This window comes from Nonomuraea sp. NPDC049141 (assembly GCF_040648415.1).
Classification (GTDB): Bacteria; Actinomycetota; Actinomycetes; order Streptosporangiales; family Streptosporangiaceae; genus Nonomuraea.
In genome coordinates this window covers 416681-433963 of the sequence record NZ_JBEZDR010000005.1, presented here as the reverse complement: position 1 = coordinate 433963, position 17283 = coordinate 416681, and the positions used below count along the sequence as shown (strand labels likewise).

Below are 17283 nucleotides of genomic sequence, written 5' to 3'. Positions count from 1 at the left end.
CCGCCGCGTCCTGCCACGTCGGCGGGGCGGGTCCCCATCGAAAGGCCGCCCATGAGAACACGACTCGCGGCGCTCGCCGCGGTATGTCTGCCTCTGCTCTTCCTCTCGGCGCCCGCGCACGCAGCCACCGGCATCCACGTCAGCGGCACGAAGATCCTCGAAGCGGGCGGCCAGGAGTTCGTCATGCGCGGCACCAGCCACGCGCACACCTGGTACCCCACGCAGACCAAGGCGTTCGCCGACATCAAGTCGCTGGGCGCGAACACCGTCCGGGTGGTTCTCAGCGGCGGCCGCTGGACCGCCAACGGCGTCTCCGACGTGGCCGACGTGGTCTCCCGCTGCAAGGCCAACCGGCTGATCTGCGTACTGGAGAACCACGACACCACCGGCTACGGCGAGCAGAGCGGCGCCTACACCCTCGACCAGGCGGCCGACTACTGGATCAGCGTCAAGAGCGCCCTGGCCGGCCAGGAGAACTACGTCATCGTCAACATCGGCAACGAGCCGGTCGGCAACAACGCCGTCACCCCCGACTGGACCACCGCCACCGCCAACGCGATCAAGAAGCTGCGCGCCAACGGCTTCGACCACGCGCTCATGGTGGACGCGCCCAACTGGGGCCAGGACTGGCAGAACGTCATGCGCAACACCGCCAGGACCGTCTTCGACGCCGACCCGAGCAAGAACACGATCTTCTCCGTGCACATGTACGGCGTGTACGACACCGCCGCGGAGATCACGTCCTACCTGGACGCTTTCAAGACCGCCGGGCTGCCGCTGGTGATCGGCGAGTTCGGCTTCAACCACTCCGACGGCGACCCGGACGAGGACACGATCATGGCCCAGTCAGTGAGCCGGGGCCTCGGCTACCTGGGCTGGTCGTGGAGCGGCAACGGCGGCGGCGTCGAGTACCTCGACCAGGTCACCAACTTCGACGTCACCCAGCTCACCTCCTGGGGGCAGCGGCTCTTCAACGGCGCCAACGGCATCGCCGCCACCTCGCGCGAGGCGTCGGTGTACGGCGGCACCACCACCGACCCGACCCCGCCCAGCGTGCCCGGTACCCCGGTCGCCTCCGGCGTCACCTCGACCGGGGCCACGTTGAACTGGACCGCCTCCACCGACAACGTCCGGGTGACCGGGTACGACGTCTACCGGGCGCCGGGCACGCTGCTCGGCCAGTCGGCGACCAACTCGATCACGCTGAGCGGGCTGACCCCCGCGACCGCCTACCAGGTCTACGTGCGGGCCAGGGACGCGGCGGGCAACGTGTCGGGCCAATCGGGCCAGGTCACCTTCACCACCCTCACCGGTGGTGGTGGCGGGGGCTGCACGGCCGTCGCGACCGTACAGAGCCAGTGGAGCAGCGGGTACGTCGTGCAGCCCGTGACCGTGACCAACACCAGCGGCGCGGCCAGGACGAGCTGGACGGTGACGTTCACGCTGCCCGCCGGGCACGTGCTCACCGGCTCCTGGAACGCCGCGGTGACGGTGAGCGGGCAGACCGTGACGGCCAGGAACCTGAGCTACAACGGCGCGCTCGGACCGAACGCGAGCACCGCCTTCGGCTTCCAGGCAAGTCGCCCGAACGGCCAGACGACCGTGCCGTCCGGCTACACCTGCGCGAACTGACCCCCGGACCGGCCGGTGCGGCGACCTCGCCACACCGGCCGGTCGACGCCGCGAATCGACCGGTAGACATCGACCGGTAGATGAGGAGGTGGTGCTTCAACCGTCACTGACGCAACCGTTCCATGACACCATCCCGCCCGGATGGCGTGGACGCGGCCGGCCGCGAGATCTCCTGCCCTGCCGGCCGCGTCCGCATGTGAGGCGACACCACCCGTCAGGCCGCCACTCATCGGACCATCACTCATCGGGCCGTCACCAGGGCGAACCTCCGGCGGGCCGCCTCGATCGCGTCGTCGTCGGCGAACTCGCCGAACGCCTCCTCGTGATACCGCTCGGGTATCACCTGCCGGACCCGCTCGGGGTAACCGGCGCCCGGCGTGGGCACCTTCACCAGCGGTGAGTCGCCGAGCCGGACGGCGATCGGGCCCGAGGCGCGCACCGACATGGCCCACCCGGTCCCCGGGCCGGTGATGGCGCACATGTGGCGGGCATAGACCCACTTCACCTGCGCCATCGTGGTCGCGTCCGCCGGGTCGTAGCCGAACGGGTCGACCGCGCACACGACGCGGCCCGCCTGCTCGCCGAACTCGTGCCCGTGTTCGTGGTGCTCGGCCGGCGTGGATCTCTCAAGGATGTCCGTCACCTGAGCGCCGAGCTGAGCGCGCAGCTCGGACCGCCCCGCCTGGTGCAGCCCCGCGAACAGGGCCACACCGGCGACGGGGATCAGGGCCACGACGGCGATCGCCGCGGCCCTTCTCGTCCGCACTTCGTCAAGCATCCGCATGACCTACGGGCTGGTGCAGGTCAGCGCGGGCGCGGGGCTGGGGACGGTGCCCGTGGCGTTGAACCCGAACGAGGTGGTCGCGTTCGCCGCGAGCTGCCCGTTGTAGGAGGCGTTGGTGACCGCGACGTTGGGCGGTTGCCCGGTCAGCACGCCGTTCCATGGAGACCCGTCGAAGCCCTGTCCTCCGGTGTAGGTCCACTTGACCGTCCAGCCGTTGATCGTGCTGGTGGCGGTGTTCTTGACGGTCACGGTGGCCTGGAAGTGCCCCGGCCAGCCGGGATTGGCGGTCGCGCTCCAGGTCGCCGCGCAGGCGCCGGGAACCGGGGTCGGGGTGATGGTCGGCGTGGGAGTGCCGCCCCCGCCGCCGGGGCCCACACCGGTGACCTCGCCGTTGCCGCCGTCGAAGACGACGTCGGCGCAGCTGAAGAAGTTCTCGGCGCTGTCGGAGCGGACCCAGCGGGTGTAGATGATGTGCCGTCCGGTCTTGCCGGACGGGAGCTGGGCGTTCCAGTAGTAGTAGTTGAGCGCGCCGGGCCCGCCGGTCTTCGGCGGGTTGGTGACGCTGCCGAACGACTCCAGGTCGGACCACTTGAGCGGGGCGTCCGGGTTCCAGCCGTTCTTGGTGACGTAGTAGTAGAACGTGCCGGGGTGTTCGGCCCAGTTGCTGTGGCGCATCGTGATGGAGGCGCCCGAGGTCAGGTGGGTCTGCGGCCAGTCGGAGCGGACGGCGTTGTAGGCGGTGAAGTCGTACGGGCCGCCGGTGCCGCCGCTGCACAGTTGCCCATCGGGGATGTAGCCCGTGGTGCGGCCGGCGGCGTCGGAACGGAGCACGGCGAACCAGTTGTACAGAGGCGTGGCGCCGCTCTGCGCGACGGCCACCCCGCAGGCCGGGTTGTAGGAGATGATCTGGCCGTTCTCCCTGAGCCCGTCCTGCCAACACAGGAACGTACGGGCGCCGGGGAACATCGTGACACCGTGCGCCTGCGCCTGGGGAGCCATCAGGGCCGAGGCGAGCAGGGTCGCGACCAGAGCGGCGGCGAAGGCCGCCGACCGGATGAATCTCATGGGGAATCCCTTGTTCGGTGCGACAGAGACCCCGCCCACGACCTGCCCGCCCGGCAGCTAAGCGGATTGAACCACGCGACCACCGGGCCGACAACGCGGCGTGAAACTTTCACGCCGTCGCGGCCGGGGTTTGCCTGGTCGCTCGGCTCGACGCGGACTGCGGTGCGGGCGGGTGCTTGCCGGGGGACCGCACCGGCCGTGATGCTGCGTGTGGGAGCGCTCCCAATCCTCCTTGTCAGAGAAGCGGGAGCAACATGCCATGAGGCGCGTGCACATCCACCTGATCATCGCGGCCATCGGTTCGATCCTCGCCGCGGGACTGTTCGCCGTTCCGGCCCAGGCCGCCCCGGTGATCTGCGGAAAGCTGGACTCCATCGGCATCCAGGGCGACAAGTACATCGTCCAGAACAACGTCTGGGGCGCCGACACGGCGCAGTGCCTCGACGTCAACCAGACCGCCCCCGGTTTCACGGTCACCCAGGCGGCGCACAACAAGCCGACCAACGGGGCGCCCGCCTCCTACCCGTCCATCTACGCGGGCTGCCACTACGCCCTCTGTACGACCGGCAGCGGCCTGCCCATGCGGACCAACGCGAGCGGCTTCGGCAACCTGCGGACCAGCGTCAGCATGAGCTACCCGAGCGCGGGCACCTGGGACGCGGCCTACGACCTGTGGTTCGACCCGACCCCGCGCACCGACGGGCAGAACACCGGGGCCGAGATCATGGTCTGGCTCAACAAGCAGGGCTCCATCCAGCCGGTCGGCTCGCCCGTCGGCACCGTGAGCCTGGCGGGCGGCACCTGGCAGGTTTGGTTCGGCAACACCGGCTGGAACGTGATCTCCTACGTCCGCACCTCGGCGACGTCCTCGCTGGACTTCGCCATCGACACCTTCTACGCCGACGCGGTCAGCCGGGGGTACGCCCAGCGGGCGTGGTACCTCACCAGCGTGCAGGCCGGGTTCGAGCCCTGGGTCGGCGGGACGGGGCTGGCGGTCAACGCGTTCTCCTACACCACCTCGGGCGGCGGCACAGACACGACGCCGCCGACCGCGCCGTCCGGCTTGACGGCGTCGGGCACCACGTCGAGCGGCACGAACCTGTCGTGGACCGCCGCCACCGATTCCGGCGGCAGCGGGCTAGCCGGGTACGACATCATGCGGGCGACCGGCACCGGCGCCTTCGCCACGGTCGGCACGAGCACCACCACCTCCTACGCCGACAGCGGCCTGAGCCCGAGCACGACCTACCGCTACCAGGTGCGGGCCCGGGACGGCGCGAACAACGTGTCACAGGTGTCGGGCACGATCAGCGTGACCACCTTGTCCGGTGGCGGTGGGGGCGGCTGCTCGGCCGTCGCGACCGTACAGAACGCCTGGGGGAGCGGCTACGTCGTGCAGCCCGTGACCGTGACCAACACCGGCACGGCCGCGAAGAGCGGCTGGACGGTCACGTTCACGCTGCCCGCCGGGCACACCGTCACGGGCTTCTGGAACGCGAGCCTCACGGTCAGCGGGCAGACAGTGACGGCCAGGAACCTGGCGCACAACGGCACGCTGCCGCCCGGCGGGAGCACCGCCTTCGGCTTCCAGGCGAGCCGGCCCGACGGGAACACTCAGGTGCCGTCGGGGTACGGCTGCGGCTGAGCGCACGCTGAGGGGTACGGCCCGGCCGTACCCCTCAGCCGTGGGCGGTGGCGATCTCGTCCAGGCGGGCCTGGAGCTCCGTACGGCAGGCCGGTGTGAGGCGGCCTTCGCGTTCGCGGTCGGCGAGTTTGCGCTTCAGTTCCGCCATGCCCGGCTCGATGGGGCCGGGAGTGTCGAGCACCCGCCGCAGGACCTGCTGGAGGTCCAGCGTGACGTCCTGGTCTGTGGCGCGACAGGTCTCGCCGCCCGCCAGCGTCCCGTGGAACCCGTCCACCGCCTGCCGGATCGTGGCCGAGCGCCGGCCGGACGGGCGCTCGGTGGGGGTGGCTTTCACGTACGGCCCCGTCGTGACGGCGGTATCGCCGGGCGATCGCGTGGCAGCCGTGGCGTTGGCCGAGAGTTGCGGGCCGGTCGTGGTGTCGGCCGAGAGTTGCGGGTCGGTGGTTGGGTCGGTGGATAATCGCGGCGCGCCCGTGGTGCTGGGGGAGAGTGTCGGGCCGGTCGTGGTGTCGGCGGACAGCCGGGGGGCGTCCGTGGTGCCGGGGGAGCGTCCGAGGGTGGCCGTGGCCTCGGTGGAGGAGCGGGGGGTGACCGGGATTCCGGCGGAGGGCCACGGTGGCGTGGGCAGCACGCCGACCGGGCGGTTGAGCCACAGCAGCGAGGACAGCACGATCACGCCCGCCCCGGCGACGGCGAGGCCGCGCCGTACCTGCCGGCCGAACGCGGCGTTCGCGAGCGCGGTGGCCAGGGAGTCCGCGATCGCCGCCGCCGTCGGCCGCCGCTCGGGGTCGTGCGCCAGGCAGTGCCGGCACAGCGTGGCGATGCCGTGCGGCGCGCCGGTCACCCGTGGCGGCGGCGACGTACGGTGGGCGGCCTCGATCTGCTCCCAGGTGGTCTCCGGGTAGGGCGTACGGCCGGTGAGCATGGCGAACAGCAGCACCCCGAGCGCGTACACGTCGACCGCCGGGTGGGTGGGGGCGCCGGCCAGCCGTTCGGGGGCGACGTAGGGCGGGGTGCCCTGGTCGTCGTCGGGGTCGCCGGCCGCGGCCGCGATCCCGAAGTCGAGCAGCTTCGGCCCGGACGCGGTGAGCAGCACGTTGTCGGCGGTGACGTCCCGGTGGACCAGGCCGCGGGCGTGCCCGTCGCGCAGCGCCCGCGCCAGGCGCAGCGCGATGGCGGCGGCCTCGGTCCAGGGCAGTGGCCCCTCGTCGATGCGCTCGCCGAGCGTGGTGCCGTCGAGCAGCGGCATCACCACGTACGCCGCCACCTCGCCGTCCTCCGTCACGGTCTCGCCGTAGTCGTAGATCTCGATCACGTCCGGGTGGAGGAACCGGGCGGCGGCGCGGGCCTCGCTGCGTACGCGGACGCGCTCGCCGAGCCCGGCCTGGAGCGAGGCGGTCAGCACCTTGACCGCGACCAGCCGGTGCAGCGACTGGTCGAAGGACCGCCAGATCACCGACATGCCACCGTAGGCGAGGGGGTCCAGCAGCAGGTATCTGCGGGCCAGGACGTCCCCCGGGTCAAGCCGACTCACGGATGACCAGTTCCGTGGGGAGGACGGGGTCGATGCCGGTCGTCCCGGCCAGCAGCAGCCGGGTGGCGACCATGGCGAGCTCCTCGACCGGCTGCCGGACCGTGGTCAGCGCCGGGACGGTACGCCGGGCGACAGGGGCGTCGTCGAAGCCGATCACCGCGACGTCCGCGGGGACCCGGCGACCGGCGCGGCGCAGGGCCTGGATCGCGCCGGCGGCCATCAGGTCGGAGGCGGCGAAGACCGCGTCGAGCCCGGGGGCGTGGCGCAGCAGCCACTGCATGGCGTGCGTGCCGGAGGCGGCGGTGAAGTCCCCGTAGGCGACGGGCACCTCCGTCGCCCCGGCGGCGCGCAGCGTACGGGCCAGCCCGTCGAGCCGATCTCGGGCCCCCGGAAGCGACGGCGGGCCGCCGATGGCGGCGATCGCCCGCCGGCCCGACAGCAGCAGGTGTTCGGCGGCCTGACGGCCGCCGTCCTGGTTGTCCACGTCGACGTAGGGCAGCTTGAGGTCGTGCGGGGGGCGGCCGATGTTCCGCACCGGCACGCCCGAGGTACAGAGCTTGATGGCCAGGGGATGGCGTTCCCTGGCGCCGATGAGGAGCACCGCACCGCCCAACTCGGGGAGCGTGGACGCGGTCGGGGTCACCGTCGTCACCATGAGCTGCGTGCCGTCCTCGGCCAGTACGGCACCGGCGGCCGACAGCAGTCTGGCGTAGTAGGGCTCGGAGAACAGGCGGGGTAAGTGGTCGCAGACCACCGCCGTGACCCCGGCGGCCGGTCCCCTGGCCACCGATCCCCTGGGTGCGCGATGGCGCACGTATCCCATGCGGGACACCGCGTCGTAGACCTGCCGGCGGGTCGAGGTGGCGACCCGTACGGAGCCGGTGAGGACCCTGGAAGCCGTCGCGGGCGATACCCCCGCTTCGGCCGCTACCTGTGCCAGTGTGGGCTGCTCAAACATGGGAGCACCTCGCGGAAGATCCTGGGAGCGCTCCCACGTTACCAATGTTTCGCCGCTGTTAACAGGGCGATTTGACAGTGTTGTCAGCACGAGGCCCGCGAGCACTGCGTGCGCGCGGGCCTCGGAACGACGTATCGGCTAGTGGGGGAGGGTGTCGTCGATGATGGGGTTCTGCGGGTCCGTCTCGGTGTCTTCGTCCGGCGTCTGCCGTACGGGAGCGCAGCCCTGGCCGCAGCCGCCGAAGCGAGCGGAGTTGATCGGCGTGAACGGGGTGGGATCGATGTCCTTCAGCGCCACCAGCATGGTGTCCTTCCAGATCGGCCCCGGCACGCTCGCGCCGAACACCTCGCCGAAGTGTTGACCGCCGATGGTGACGTTGTTGAGCTTGTACTTCTGGGCACCCCGGATGTCGCCGATGCTCACCGCGCCGGCCAGGTCGGGGGTGAACCCGGCGAACCACGCGGTGGCCTGGGCGTCGGTGGTGCCGGTCTTGCCCGCGGCGGGCCGGCCGATGCCGCCGACCTTCGACATCGTGCCCTTGGTGAACACCCCGCTCAGGACGTTCGCCGTGGCGTCCGCGACCTCGGGGTCGAGCGCCTGGCGGCACTGGGGGTCGTACTTCTTGACCTTGCCGTCGCGGTCGGTGATCTGGGTGATGGCCATCGGCGCGCAGTATTTGCCGCGGGCCCCGATGGCGGCGTAGGCGTTCGCGACCGTGATCGGGTCCATCTCGTTGATCCCGAGCGTGAAGGTCTCGTATTCCTGCAGCCTGCCGCCGTCTGCCCGCTTGATGCCCAGCGACTGGGCGGTCTTGATGGTGTCGCAGAGACCGACGCGCTGCTCCAGCGTCAGGAAGAAGGTGTTGACCGAGCCCCAGGTGCCGGTCTGCAGTGACTTGAAGCCGGTGCCGCCCTCGTCGTTGGTGACGGTGTGTGACGGGTCGCCGATGTTCTCGCCCTTGCAGTTCTTGAACGAGGAGTAGTAGGGGGCCCGGTAGCCGCTGCCGACGGTGAAGCCGTCGTTGATCTTCATGCCCTTCTTGAGGGCGGTGATCAGCGTGAACGTCTTGAAGGTCGAACCGGGCTGGAAGCCGGTGCCGCCGCCGTGGGCCACGTCGGCCACCACGTTGAGCGACAGTTGGTGCTTCCGCTTGGACGTGCCGTACTGCCTGCTGACCGCCATCGCCTTGATCGCCCCGGTGCCCGGCTGGATCAGGGCCTCGCTGGCGATCGGGTTGTCGGTGGCGAAGACGTGCTTCTTGATGGCCTTGTCGGCCGCCGCCTGCATCTTGGGGTCGATCGTGGTCTTGATCTGCAGGCCGCCCCGGCTGAGCAGCGCGGTGCGGATCTTCTGTGTCTTGCCGAAGATCTTGTTCTTGATGATCTCGTTGCGTACGTACACGCAGAAGTAGGGGTATTTGCTGGCCTCGCAGCCGCCGGGCAGCGGGGTGCCCTTGTACCCGAGCTTCTTGGCCTTGGCCTCCTCGGCCTCCGCCGGGGTGATCTTGCCCAGCTCGGCCATCCGGGCGAGGACGACGTTACGCCGGTCCAGCAGGCGCTGCCGGTACTTCTTGCCGAGGTTGGGGTCGGTCTGGTTGGGGTCCTGCACGGCTCCGGCCAGGGTCGCGGCCTGCGCCAGGCTGAGCTCGGAGGCGTGCACGCCGAAGAACCGCTTGGCCGCGGCCTCCACCCCGTAGGCGCTGGCCCCGAAGTAGGCGATGTTCAGGTATTTCTCAAGGATCTGGTCCTTGGTGTACTTCTCCTCGATCGCCATCGCGTAGCGCAGCTCGTTGAGCTTGCGGCCGTAGGTGGCCTCCAGCGCCTTGTTCTTGTCTTCCTCGGTGGTGGCGTTGTTGAGCAGCACCTGCTTGACGTACTGCTGGGTGATGCTGGAGCCGCCCTGCGCGACCCGGCCCGTCCCCAGGTTCTTCGCCAGGGCGCGGATCGTGCCCTCGATGTCGATCGGGCCGTGTTCGTAGAACCGGTAGTCCTCGATCGAGATGATCGCCTTCTTCATGACGTCGCCCATCTCGGCCAGCGGGATGACGTCACGGTATTGCTCGTAGAACTGGGCGATCTCGTTGCCCTTGGCGTCCAGGATCTCGGTCTTCTCGGCAGGCGGGGGCTCCAGAAGCTCGGCGGCCTTGAGATTGAGCTCTGCGGAAGCGGTCTTGAACAGCGCCCCCGCGCCGCCCACGGCCGGCAGAGCGATGGCGGCCACCAGCACACCCGCGGCCGCTCCCGCTCCGGCCAGCCGCGCGATACTCCTGGTAATCACGTGGATCCCCCTATTGCTATTAGGATTCATCCTATAGGCATTAGGTAGCGGGGCGGACGATGCGTAAGAGACTAACGCGGCAAACGACGATAGACGGCGCGATCGCCTATGCCGACGAGCACGGCATCGACGCGCTGTCCATCAGCGCCCTGGCCCGCCACCTGGGGGTGGCCGCGCCCAGCCTGTACGTCCACCTGCCCGGCGGGCTGCGTGACCTGCGGATCGCCCTGTCCGTCAAGGGCCATCGCGACCTCGCCGACCGCTGCCGCCGCGCCGCCACCGGCCGGTCGGGAGCCGATGCCCTGCGTGCTCTTGCCCACGCCCAGCGAGCATATGCACGCGAGCACCCGGCCCTGTACGCGGCCACCACCTTCGCCGTGGACGGCTACGACGACGATGAGGTACGCACCGCCGCCGACGAGGCGGCGGCCGTCACCACCGACATCCTGGCCGTCGGCGCGCTGACCGGAGCGGCCCGCGTGCACGCCGCCCGGGGCATCCGCAGCGCGGTCCAGGGGTTCTGCGCGCTGGAGGCGGCCGGGCTGTTCGCGCTGCGGGTCTCGGTGGACGACAGCTTCGCCTGGCTGGTGGACGCGCTGGTGACCAAGACCATGGAGGCCACCGCGCTGTCCACGGGGGCCACCGCCGTTTGGGAGAGTGGGCCTCAGCCGACCTGATGGGAGCGGCGGTGACGGCCCCCGTCGCGAGCTCCCCTGGTAGGAAAGTTTGGGGTGGTCAGGGGTGCTTTGTCGAGTATTTCGAAGATTCTGAAAGTGCTGCCACCCGCCCTGGCCGGTGTGTGACACCTGAGGCTTGATACTGGGGAGATGGCGATCCTCATCCCGGTCCGGCGCATCGGCCGCCGCGAGTTCGACTTCGCGCGCCAGGTGGCCGTCATGGCGATCGTGAACAGGACGCCCGACTCCTTCCATGACCAGGGCCGGACATTCGAGCTCGCCAGAGCCGTCGAGGCGGCGCTGGCGGCGGTCGCGGCGGGTGCCGACTGGGTGGACGTCGGCGGTTTCGCGTTCCGCGGGGATCAGGACGGCATCGGCGTCGGCGAGGAGATCGACCGGGTGGTCCCCGTCATCGCCGAGATCAGGGGTGTGACGGACGCCGTCATCTCGGTCGACACCTACCGCTCCGAAGTGGCGCAGGCGGCCCTGGCGGCCGGCGCCGACGTCATCAACGACACCAACGGGCTGCGCGAGCCCGGCATGGCGCGGGTCGCGGCGGAGAGCGGCGCGACCGTGATCGTGACCCACAGCCTCGGCGGCCCGGGGCAGGCGGTCGCCAAACCGTCGTACGGGGACGTCGTGGCGGAGGTCGCGGCGTTCCTGCGCGAGCGGGTCCGGTTCGCGCTCGACGCCGGCATCCACGCCGAGCGGATCATCATCGATCCCGGGCACGACCTGAACAAGAACACCTTCCACTCGCTGGAGCTCACGCGCAGGCTCGACGAGATCACCGCGATCGGCTACCCCACCCTGGTCGCCCTGTCGAACAAGGACTTCATCGGTGAGACCCTCGGCCGCCCGCAGCAGGAGCGGACGGAGGGCACGATCGCCGCGAACGTGATCGCCGTCCTGCGGGGCGCCCGGATCCTCCGCGTGCACGACGTGCCCGCGGCGGTCGCGGCCGTGCGGATGACCGAGGCCATCCTCGGCTGGCGAGCGCCGATCGCGCCCCGGCATAACCTGTGAAGGTGGAGGGCCTCACATGACAGAGCGCAAACCAGGCGGCATGAGCTTCGAGTCGTGGATCGACCGGCAGATCCGCGAGGCGACCGAGCGCGGCGAGTTCGACAACCTGCCCGGTGCCGGCAAACCCCTTCCCGACCTCGACAAGCCGTACGACGAGATGTGGTGGATCAAGCAGAAGGTGCGCAGCGAGGGCCTGTCGATGCCGCTGCCCCCGACGCTCGCCCTGCGCAAGGCCGCGGAGGAGGCGCTCGCCGAAGCCGCTGGCGCCAGGTCGGAGACCGAGGCGCGGCGGATCGTCGAGGAGATCAACGCCAGGATCCGCGAGGCCATCAGGACCGGACTGCAGGGCCCGCCGCTCAACCTGATGCCCTACGACGTCGAGCGCGTCGTCTCCGAGTGGCGGGACCGTCAGGGCCGTTAGCGCGTCCAGTAGCTGTCGTTGATGGGCTCGCGGCTCAGCAACTCGGCGAACAGGTCCTCCCATAAGGGCATCACCGAGTCGGCCTCGTAGTTCCCGGCCGTCCGCCTGGCCGCCGCGCCCATCCGCAGCCGCAGCGCCTTGTCGGACATCAGCCGGTCGAGGGCGCGGGCCAGCGCGCCGACGTCCCCGGGCGGCACCAGCAGCCCGTCCTTGCCCGAGGTGAGCACGTCGGCGGGCCCGGTGGGGCAGTCGAACGCGACGACCGGCAGCCCGTGCCCCATCGCCTCGATCATCACCATCGGCAGCCCCTCGAAGCGGGACGAGAGCGCGTAGATCGAGGCCCCGGCCAGCTTCTCCGCCAGGCGATCCGTCCGGCCCATCAGCTGCACCCGGTCCTCCAGGCCGAGCTCGGAGACGAGCGCGACCAGCTCGGCCTTCCTGGGACCGCCGCCGTAGACGCGCAGCCGCCAGTCGGGATGCCGCTCCGCCGCCTTCTGGAAGGCCGGGATGAGCAGGTCGAAGCCCTTCTGCTTGACCAGCCGCCCGGCCGCCACCACGACCGGGTTCACCTGCTCGGAGACCTGCCCTGTCGCCTGCACGGCGTTGGGGATGCGCACGATGGGCGTGCCGGGCAGCAGGATGCGGTACTCGACCTGGTTCGTCTTGGTCAGCACGACGATCGCCTCGAACCGGCCGTAGTAGCGGGCGATCTCCCGCTTGATCGTCTCGGGGTAGGCGCTCAGGTTCATGTGGTCCTGGGCGACGCATATGACGCTTTTGGGGGTACGGCGGGCGGAGATCAGGTTGAGCGCGGGCCGGGTCGTGACCAGGATGCCGCCTTCGAGGCCCGAGACGTAGTCGATGACCGCTTTCTCCACCCGTTCGGTGAAGTAGTCGGCGGCGAACTCCCCGAAGGGCACGATCTTGCCGCGCATCCGCCGCCACAGCCTGCGGCCCAGCGAGTCGGCCGGGACGCCGGCCCGCTGGTCGGCCAGGGGCACCAGCGTCACCCGGGGGTCGACGGGGAATTGCGGCTTGTCCTTCCGCCGCACGGCACTGGCGATCTCCACCTCGTGCCCGAGCGCGGCCATCGCGTTGGCCTGGGTGATCACGGTGCGGATCGTGCCGCCCTGACCGTAGGCATGCAGCAGCAGATAACGGATCTTCATGAATATCCCCAGCTCCGGCACATGGCCCGGAGCGTCTCGGGCACCTCCTCAGGTGCGGGAAGGTCGCGGCCCGGCTGCACGCTGCCGGAGCGGATCTTGTCCTGCCAGTCCCCGAGGCCCTTCTTGAGCACTCCGGGCCGGCCGTAGGCGAGCATCTCCCGCTCCCACGGGACGCTCAGGAACTCGCAGATGGATCTCGTCTCGCGTTCGGGGTCCGCGGTCAGGTCCTCATAGCGCACGGTCAGGCCGGTGAGCCCCTTCCTCGCCCGCTGCACCGCCTTCATGTAGCGCAACGCGTCGGCCGCGGCCTGTTCGCGGTCGCGTTTGTCCGGGTCGGCCTCGTACCAGGAGGCGGCGATGGAGGCCGGATGGCGCAGCAGGAAGATGAAGCGCGCGTCGGGCCAGCAGGTGGCGATGCGCTGGTAGGCGAAGGCGTTGGCCGGGGTCTTGTCCGCGATGTGCCGCTTGCCGCTGCGGACCAGCTCGCGGTGGAGCACCCGGTCCCAGAGCAGATGCTCGAGATCGCACCGGTTGTGACCGAGCGCCGCCATCGACCGCTCCGCCAGCGACGTCCCGAACTCCACCGCGAGCCGGCGCACGTGCAGCTCGTGCGGGGCGTGGATCAGGGAGTGGGCGTCGAGCATCGAGCGCAGCAGGGTGGAGCCCGATCTGACCGGAGACAGGATGAACACCGGCTCGCGCAACAGCCTGTCGGCGGGGTCTGCGGGCGGCCGCGCCGGGCTCTCCGGAGCCGCCTTTCTGACCCGCGAGAACTGGACGCCGGCGTATTTGCCGAGCGCCTCGTTGAACTTGTGCTGCCAGGTCATGCGCTTGGAGGTTACCCAGCGTTCCTGGCAATTGGCTGGCAGCGGGCGTGGCGTTCCTTGGCAGGTAAACGACTGTTACCTACAGTAGTCGAGCAAGATCGCTGATCCGGCCCTAACCGCGGCGATGCCGGCGGGTCCCTCTGGGACGACTGAACGTCCGGCGGCCAATACCGGCCCGATGTCCGCACCGCGGGCACCGGGCCGGTGGTCTTCGCGCAGGGTGAAGAGCGCGTTAACTCCGGTGCAGCAGCGGATGATCGCCTGTGGGCGGGCTGGTGAGCGGGCCCGGCGAAGGTACGTACGCGCCATAGGGTCGCATCCGCAGGCGGACGAGGAGGAACCCGATGGCGCGCGATTACCCCACATCGGTGCCCTACCGGGCGGGCACCGACGGCTACCACACGTTCCGGATCCCGGCGGCGGTGGTGACCCGGGCAGGCACGATCCTGGCGTTCGCCGAGGGGCGGCACGGCTCGGCCGGAGATTCGGGCCACATCGACATCGTGCTCAAGCGGTCCACCGACGGCGGTGCCACCTGGGACGGGCCGCGGGTGGTCGCCGCGGAACCGCACAAGGGCACAGCGGGCAACCCGGCCCCCGTCGTGACCCGCGACGGGCGGATCGTCCTGGTGTTCGTGCGCAACGGGCCCGCCGCCACCGAGGAGAAGATCAGGCGCGGCCAGGTCGCCGCCGCCGACGGCCGCCGCGTGTACGTCCAGTCGAGCGACGACGACGGCGTCACCTGGTCGGCGCCCCGCGAGATCACCTCCAGCGTGAAGCAGCCGAAGTGGCGCTGGTACGCCACCGGCCCCGGCCACGCCCTGGAGCTCGGGCGCGGGCCGCACGCGGGCCGCATCGTGGTCCCCGCCAACCACTCCCTGCCCCCGGCCGGCGCCGACAACGGCACGGAGGGCAAGTACAACGGCGGCCACTCCCTGCTGAGCGACGACGGCGGCGCCTCCTGGCGCATCGGGTACGTCGACGGCAACCCCGACGGCTACCTCAACATCAACGAGTCCACGGCCACCGAGCTGCCGGACGGCCGGGTCTACGTCAGCTCCCGCACCGACTCCACCGCTCCCGGCAACCGGGCCGACGCCTACTCGGCCGACGGCGGTCAGACGCTCGACGCCCCGTTCCGCCCGCAGGCCGGACTGGTCTGCCCGGTGGTGGAGGGCAGCGTGCTGCAATGGGATGAGCCGGATGTCCTGCTGTTCTCCGCCCCAGGAGTGCCTGACGCCCGAGCGGTGATGACGGTGCGGGCGAGCACGGACGGCGGTGTCACCTGGCGGGCCGTGCACACGGTGTCGGGCCTGCCCGCGGCCTACTCGGACCTGGTCAGGGTGGACGCGGACACGGTCGGGCTGCTGTACGAGACCGGCGACACCAGCCCTTACTCCACCATCGCCTTCCGCCGCGTCCCCATCGGCGAGCTCACGACCCCGTGACCCGGCTCTCGAGCCAGGGCCGCAGGATCGGCAGGACGTTGGGGGCCTGCATCGCCTGCGTGTGGTCGAGGCCGTCGAGCACGCGCACCTCCCAGCCGAGCGATTCGAGCTCGGCCCGCCGGCCGATGATCGGTCCGGCGATGTCCACGGTCACGCCGCCCCACCGCTCGCTGTATTCGATCTTGTCGGCCGAGCCCGCGAAGCACAGGCGCGGGCAGCTCAGGTTCGCCTGCGCCGCCTGGTCGTCGAAACCCCGCAGTTCCTCGTAGAGGGTGACGAACTGCCGGGTCTGGGCCTCCGTCAAGGTCACCTCGACGGAGTCCCAGTCGAACGCCTCCGTCGGCTCTTTCTTCTGCTGTGGCGCCGGGCTCTGGCCGGACATCTCGTGGGTGACCATGGTCACGCGGAGCATCTCCGCGTAGGGTCCGCCGAGCGGCGGGTAGCCGCCCATGACGAGCGCCGACAGCCGGTCGGTCCTGATCGCCAGCTGCAACCCGCTGAGCGCGAGCCACGAGTAGCCGTAGTAGGTGAACCGGGCCGCGTCCACGGCGTCGGCCACCGCGAGCAGGTCGGCGGCGACGTTGGCCGGGGTCAGGGTGTCCGGCTTGGGGGTGGACATGACGTGGCCCTCGTAGTCGAAGGCGACCACCCTGAAGGCGTCGGCCAGGCCGTCGATGAGGGACCGGCCGAGTGCGGGGTCGACGCCCCACTCGCGCATCGCGTCGGCCTGGGCGCCTTCGACCGGCACCGGGTTGACCGGCAGCAGCAGCGTCGGGCCCTGGCCGTGGACCGCCAGTTCGATGGTGCTTCCGTCGTGCAGTTTCGCCTCGGGCATCGGGGCTCTCCTTCTAACTCCATACGCCGTAAACCAATGCTTTCCGTACAATAGCTTATGCCGTAAGGAGATGTCACAGGGGACTTGGACGGCAGGCTGATTCCGCAGTACGCTCAAGCATTCCATTATTCGGAATTTGCTAGGAGTGCTCATGGCCGAGACCCAGTCACCGGTGGGCAGCGTCGACCGCGCCCTGCTGATCCTCCAGGAGATCGGCAAGCACAGCCGGGGGGTGACGCTCGACGAGCTGGCCACCCGGCTCGGCCTGCCGAAGAGCTCGCTCCACCGGCTGCTCGGCGCGCTCAAGCACCGCGGGTTCGCCGCGCAGCCGGAGCCCAGCGGGCCGTACTTCCTCGGCACCGAGATGCTGGCCACGGCCTTCAGGTTCTACGAGACCATGGACCTGCGCACGCTGGTGCGCCCGTTGCTGCTGCGCCTGAGCGAGGAGTTCACCGAGACGGTGCACATGGCCATGCTGGACGGCGGCGAGGTCGTCTACCTCGACAAGGTCGAGGCGGTGCGGTCGATCACGATGACCTCTGTGGTCGGCGGGCGCAACGCGGCCCACTGCACGGGCGTGGGCAAGGCGCTGCTGGCCTGGACGTACCCGACCGACGAGGCGATCAAGGCGTGGGCGGAGCGCTACGGCCCGCTGGCGACCAGGACCCGCAACACGATCACGAACCCGGCCAAGCTGGCCACCCATCTCGACCAGGTCCGGCAGCGCGGCTACGCACTCGACCTGGAGGAGAACGAGCCGGGCGTGCGCTGCGTGGCGGCCCCGCTCTTCCTGGGCCGGACGGCTCCGGTCGCGGCGGTGAGCGTGACCGCGATCAAGGACAGGATGTCGCCGGCCCGGCTGGAAGAGGTGGGCCACACCCTGCGGCGGGCGGTGGACGAGCAGGTCTGACGGGTTGACAGCCCGATCTTCTCGATGATCTGCTGAGAGTCTGGAATGACGTTCTGACATGCGGAACAAAGGAGT

Annotated in this window: 15 protein-coding genes; 7 read left to right on the top strand and 8 right to left on the bottom strand. The window is 70.3% G+C overall.

Going from position 1 to position 17283, the window contains the following annotated elements:
- Nucleotides 1-51: 51 nt before the first annotated feature.
- Nucleotides 52-1632, top strand: coding sequence for a cellulase family glycosylhydrolase (locus AB0B91_RS18105; RefSeq protein ID WP_358320344.1), 1581 nt, complete (start codon nt 52-54; stop codon nt 1630-1632).
- 241 nt (nt 1633-1873) lie between these two features.
- Here the strand turns inward: AB0B91_RS18105 and AB0B91_RS18100 are convergent, their stop codons facing one another.
- Both AB0B91_RS18100 and AB0B91_RS18095 read right to left on the bottom strand, forming a co-directional pair.
- Nucleotides 1874-2410 carry a hypothetical protein gene (locus tag AB0B91_RS18100; RefSeq protein WP_358320341.1) on the bottom strand — a complete coding sequence of 179 codons (537 nt, stop codon included), beginning with the start codon at nt 2408-2410 and terminating at the stop codon, nt 1874-1876.
- A gap of 9 nt (nt 2411-2419) precedes the next feature.
- Nucleotides 2420-3481 carry a lytic polysaccharide monooxygenase gene (locus AB0B91_RS18095; RefSeq protein ID WP_358320338.1) on the bottom strand — a complete coding sequence of 354 codons (1062 nt, stop codon included), beginning with the start codon at nt 3479-3481 and terminating at the stop codon, nt 2420-2422.
- Between the two features lie 259 nt (nt 3482-3740).
- Between AB0B91_RS18095 and AB0B91_RS18090 the strand changes: the two genes are divergently transcribed.
- Nucleotides 3741-5126 (top strand): cellulose binding domain-containing protein, encoded by a 1386-nt coding sequence (locus AB0B91_RS18090; RefSeq protein ID WP_358320336.1) that lies wholly within the window; start codon nt 3741-3743, stop codon nt 5124-5126.
- A gap of 34 nt (nt 5127-5160) precedes the next feature.
- Here AB0B91_RS18090 and AB0B91_RS18085 read toward each other — a convergent pair whose 3' ends face one another.
- The 3 genes from AB0B91_RS18085 to AB0B91_RS18075 form a co-directional block, all read right to left on the bottom strand.
- The gene (locus AB0B91_RS18085; RefSeq protein WP_358320333.1) at nt 5161-6660 is read right to left on the bottom strand and encodes a protein kinase; all 1500 of its coding nucleotides are present in this window, start codon (nt 6658-6660) and stop codon (nt 5161-5163) included.
- Nucleotides 6647-7618, bottom strand: a complete 972-nt coding sequence (locus AB0B91_RS18080) for a LacI family DNA-binding transcriptional regulator (protein ID WP_358320331.1) — start codon at nt 7616-7618, stop codon at nt 6647-6649. The genes AB0B91_RS18085 and AB0B91_RS18080 overlap by 14 nt, the downstream gene beginning before the upstream one ends.
- Before the next feature lie 138 nt (nt 7619-7756).
- A complete protein-coding gene (locus tag AB0B91_RS18075; RefSeq protein WP_358320328.1) occupies nt 7757-9895 on the bottom strand; it encodes a transglycosylase domain-containing protein in 2139 nt (712 codons plus the stop codon).
- 59 nt (nt 9896-9954) lie between these two features.
- Here AB0B91_RS18075 and AB0B91_RS18070 point away from each other — a divergent pair, with 59 nt between their 5' ends.
- The 3 genes from AB0B91_RS18070 to AB0B91_RS18060 all read left to right on the top strand — a co-directional run bounded on the left by AB0B91_RS18070 (nt 9955) and on the right by AB0B91_RS18060 (nt 12019).
- Nucleotides 9955-10572, top strand: a complete 618-nt coding sequence (locus AB0B91_RS18070; RefSeq protein WP_358320325.1) for a WHG domain-containing protein — start codon at nt 9955-9957, stop codon at nt 10570-10572.
- Between the two features lie 150 nt (nt 10573-10722).
- The gene (gene folP, locus AB0B91_RS18065; protein WP_358320323.1) at nt 10723-11598 is read left to right on the top strand and encodes a dihydropteroate synthase; all 876 of its coding nucleotides are present in this window, start codon (nt 10723-10725) and stop codon (nt 11596-11598) included.
- 16 nt (nt 11599-11614) lie between these two features.
- The gene (locus AB0B91_RS18060) at nt 11615-12019 is read left to right on the top strand and encodes a DUF1992 domain-containing protein (protein WP_214643457.1); all 405 of its coding nucleotides are present in this window, start codon (nt 11615-11617) and stop codon (nt 12017-12019) included.
- On the opposite strand, the gene AB0B91_RS18055 is transcribed toward AB0B91_RS18060, so the two are convergent.
- Together AB0B91_RS18055 and AB0B91_RS18050 are read right to left on the bottom strand one after the other, a co-directional pair.
- Entirely contained in the window at nt 12016-13188 is a 1173-nt protein-coding gene (locus tag AB0B91_RS18055; RefSeq protein ID WP_358320320.1) for a glycosyltransferase family 4 protein, read from the bottom strand. The two genes, AB0B91_RS18060 and AB0B91_RS18055, sit on opposite strands and share 4 nt — an antisense overlap.
- On the bottom strand, nt 13185-14015 hold the full coding sequence (locus AB0B91_RS18050; protein WP_358320317.1) for a sulfotransferase: 831 nt from the start codon (nt 14013-14015) through the stop codon (nt 13185-13187). The genes AB0B91_RS18055 and AB0B91_RS18050 overlap by 4 nt, the downstream gene beginning before the upstream one ends.
- A gap of 344 nt (nt 14016-14359) precedes the next feature.
- Between AB0B91_RS18050 and AB0B91_RS18045 the strand changes: the two genes are divergently transcribed.
- Entirely contained in the window at nt 14360-15463 is a 1104-nt protein-coding gene (locus AB0B91_RS18045) for a sialidase family protein (RefSeq protein WP_358320314.1), read from the top strand.
- On the opposite strand, the gene AB0B91_RS18040 is transcribed toward AB0B91_RS18045, so the two are convergent.
- Nucleotides 15450-16298 carry an alpha/beta hydrolase gene (locus tag AB0B91_RS18040; protein WP_358320311.1) on the bottom strand — a complete coding sequence of 283 codons (849 nt, stop codon included), beginning with the start codon at nt 16296-16298 and terminating at the stop codon, nt 15450-15452. The genes AB0B91_RS18045 and AB0B91_RS18040 overlap by 14 nt on opposite strands.
- A 151-nt stretch (nt 16299-16449) precedes the next feature.
- On the opposite strand from AB0B91_RS18040, the gene AB0B91_RS18035 reads away from it, so the two are divergent.
- Entirely contained in the window at nt 16450-17208 is a 759-nt protein-coding gene (locus AB0B91_RS18035; protein ID WP_358320308.1) for an IclR family transcriptional regulator, read from the top strand.
- Nucleotides 17209-17283 lie beyond the last annotated feature (75 nt).

Coding starts and splice junctions, on each gene's coding strand:
- AB0B91_RS18105 (WP_358320344.1), top strand. CDS start 52: ATGAGAACACGACTCGCGGCGCTCGCCGCGGTATGTCTGCCTCTGCTC.
- AB0B91_RS18100 (WP_358320341.1), bottom strand. CDS start 2,410: ATGCTTGACGAAGTGCGGACGAGAAGGGCCGCGGCGATCGCCGTCGTG.
- AB0B91_RS18095 (WP_358320338.1), bottom strand. CDS start 3,481: ATGAGATTCATCCGGTCGGCGGCCTTCGCCGCCGCTCTGGTCGCGACC.
- AB0B91_RS18090 (WP_358320336.1), top strand. CDS start 3,741: ATGAGGCGCGTGCACATCCACCTGATCATCGCGGCCATCGGTTCGATC.
- AB0B91_RS18080 (WP_358320331.1), bottom strand. CDS start 7,618: ATGTTTGAGCAGCCCACACTGGCACAGGTAGCGGCCGAAGCGGGGGTA.
- AB0B91_RS18070 (WP_358320325.1), top strand. CDS start 9,955: ATGCGTAAGAGACTAACGCGGCAAACGACGATAGACGGCGCGATCGCC.
- folP (WP_358320323.1), top strand. CDS start 10,723: ATGGCGATCCTCATCCCGGTCCGGCGCATCGGCCGCCGCGAGTTCGAC.
- AB0B91_RS18060 (WP_214643457.1), top strand. CDS start 11,615: ATGACAGAGCGCAAACCAGGCGGCATGAGCTTCGAGTCGTGGATCGAC.
- AB0B91_RS18055 (WP_358320320.1), bottom strand. CDS start 13,188: ATGAAGATCCGTTATCTGCTGCTGCATGCCTACGGTCAGGGCGGCACG.
- AB0B91_RS18050 (WP_358320317.1), bottom strand. CDS start 14,015: ATGACCTGGCAGCACAAGTTCAACGAGGCGCTCGGCAAATACGCCGGC.
- AB0B91_RS18045 (WP_358320314.1), top strand. CDS start 14,360: ATGGCGCGCGATTACCCCACATCGGTGCCCTACCGGGCGGGCACCGAC.
- AB0B91_RS18040 (WP_358320311.1), bottom strand. CDS start 16,298: ATGCCCGAGGCGAAACTGCACGACGGAAGCACCATCGAACTGGCGGTC.
- AB0B91_RS18035 (WP_358320308.1), top strand. CDS start 16,450: ATGGCCGAGACCCAGTCACCGGTGGGCAGCGTCGACCGCGCCCTGCTG.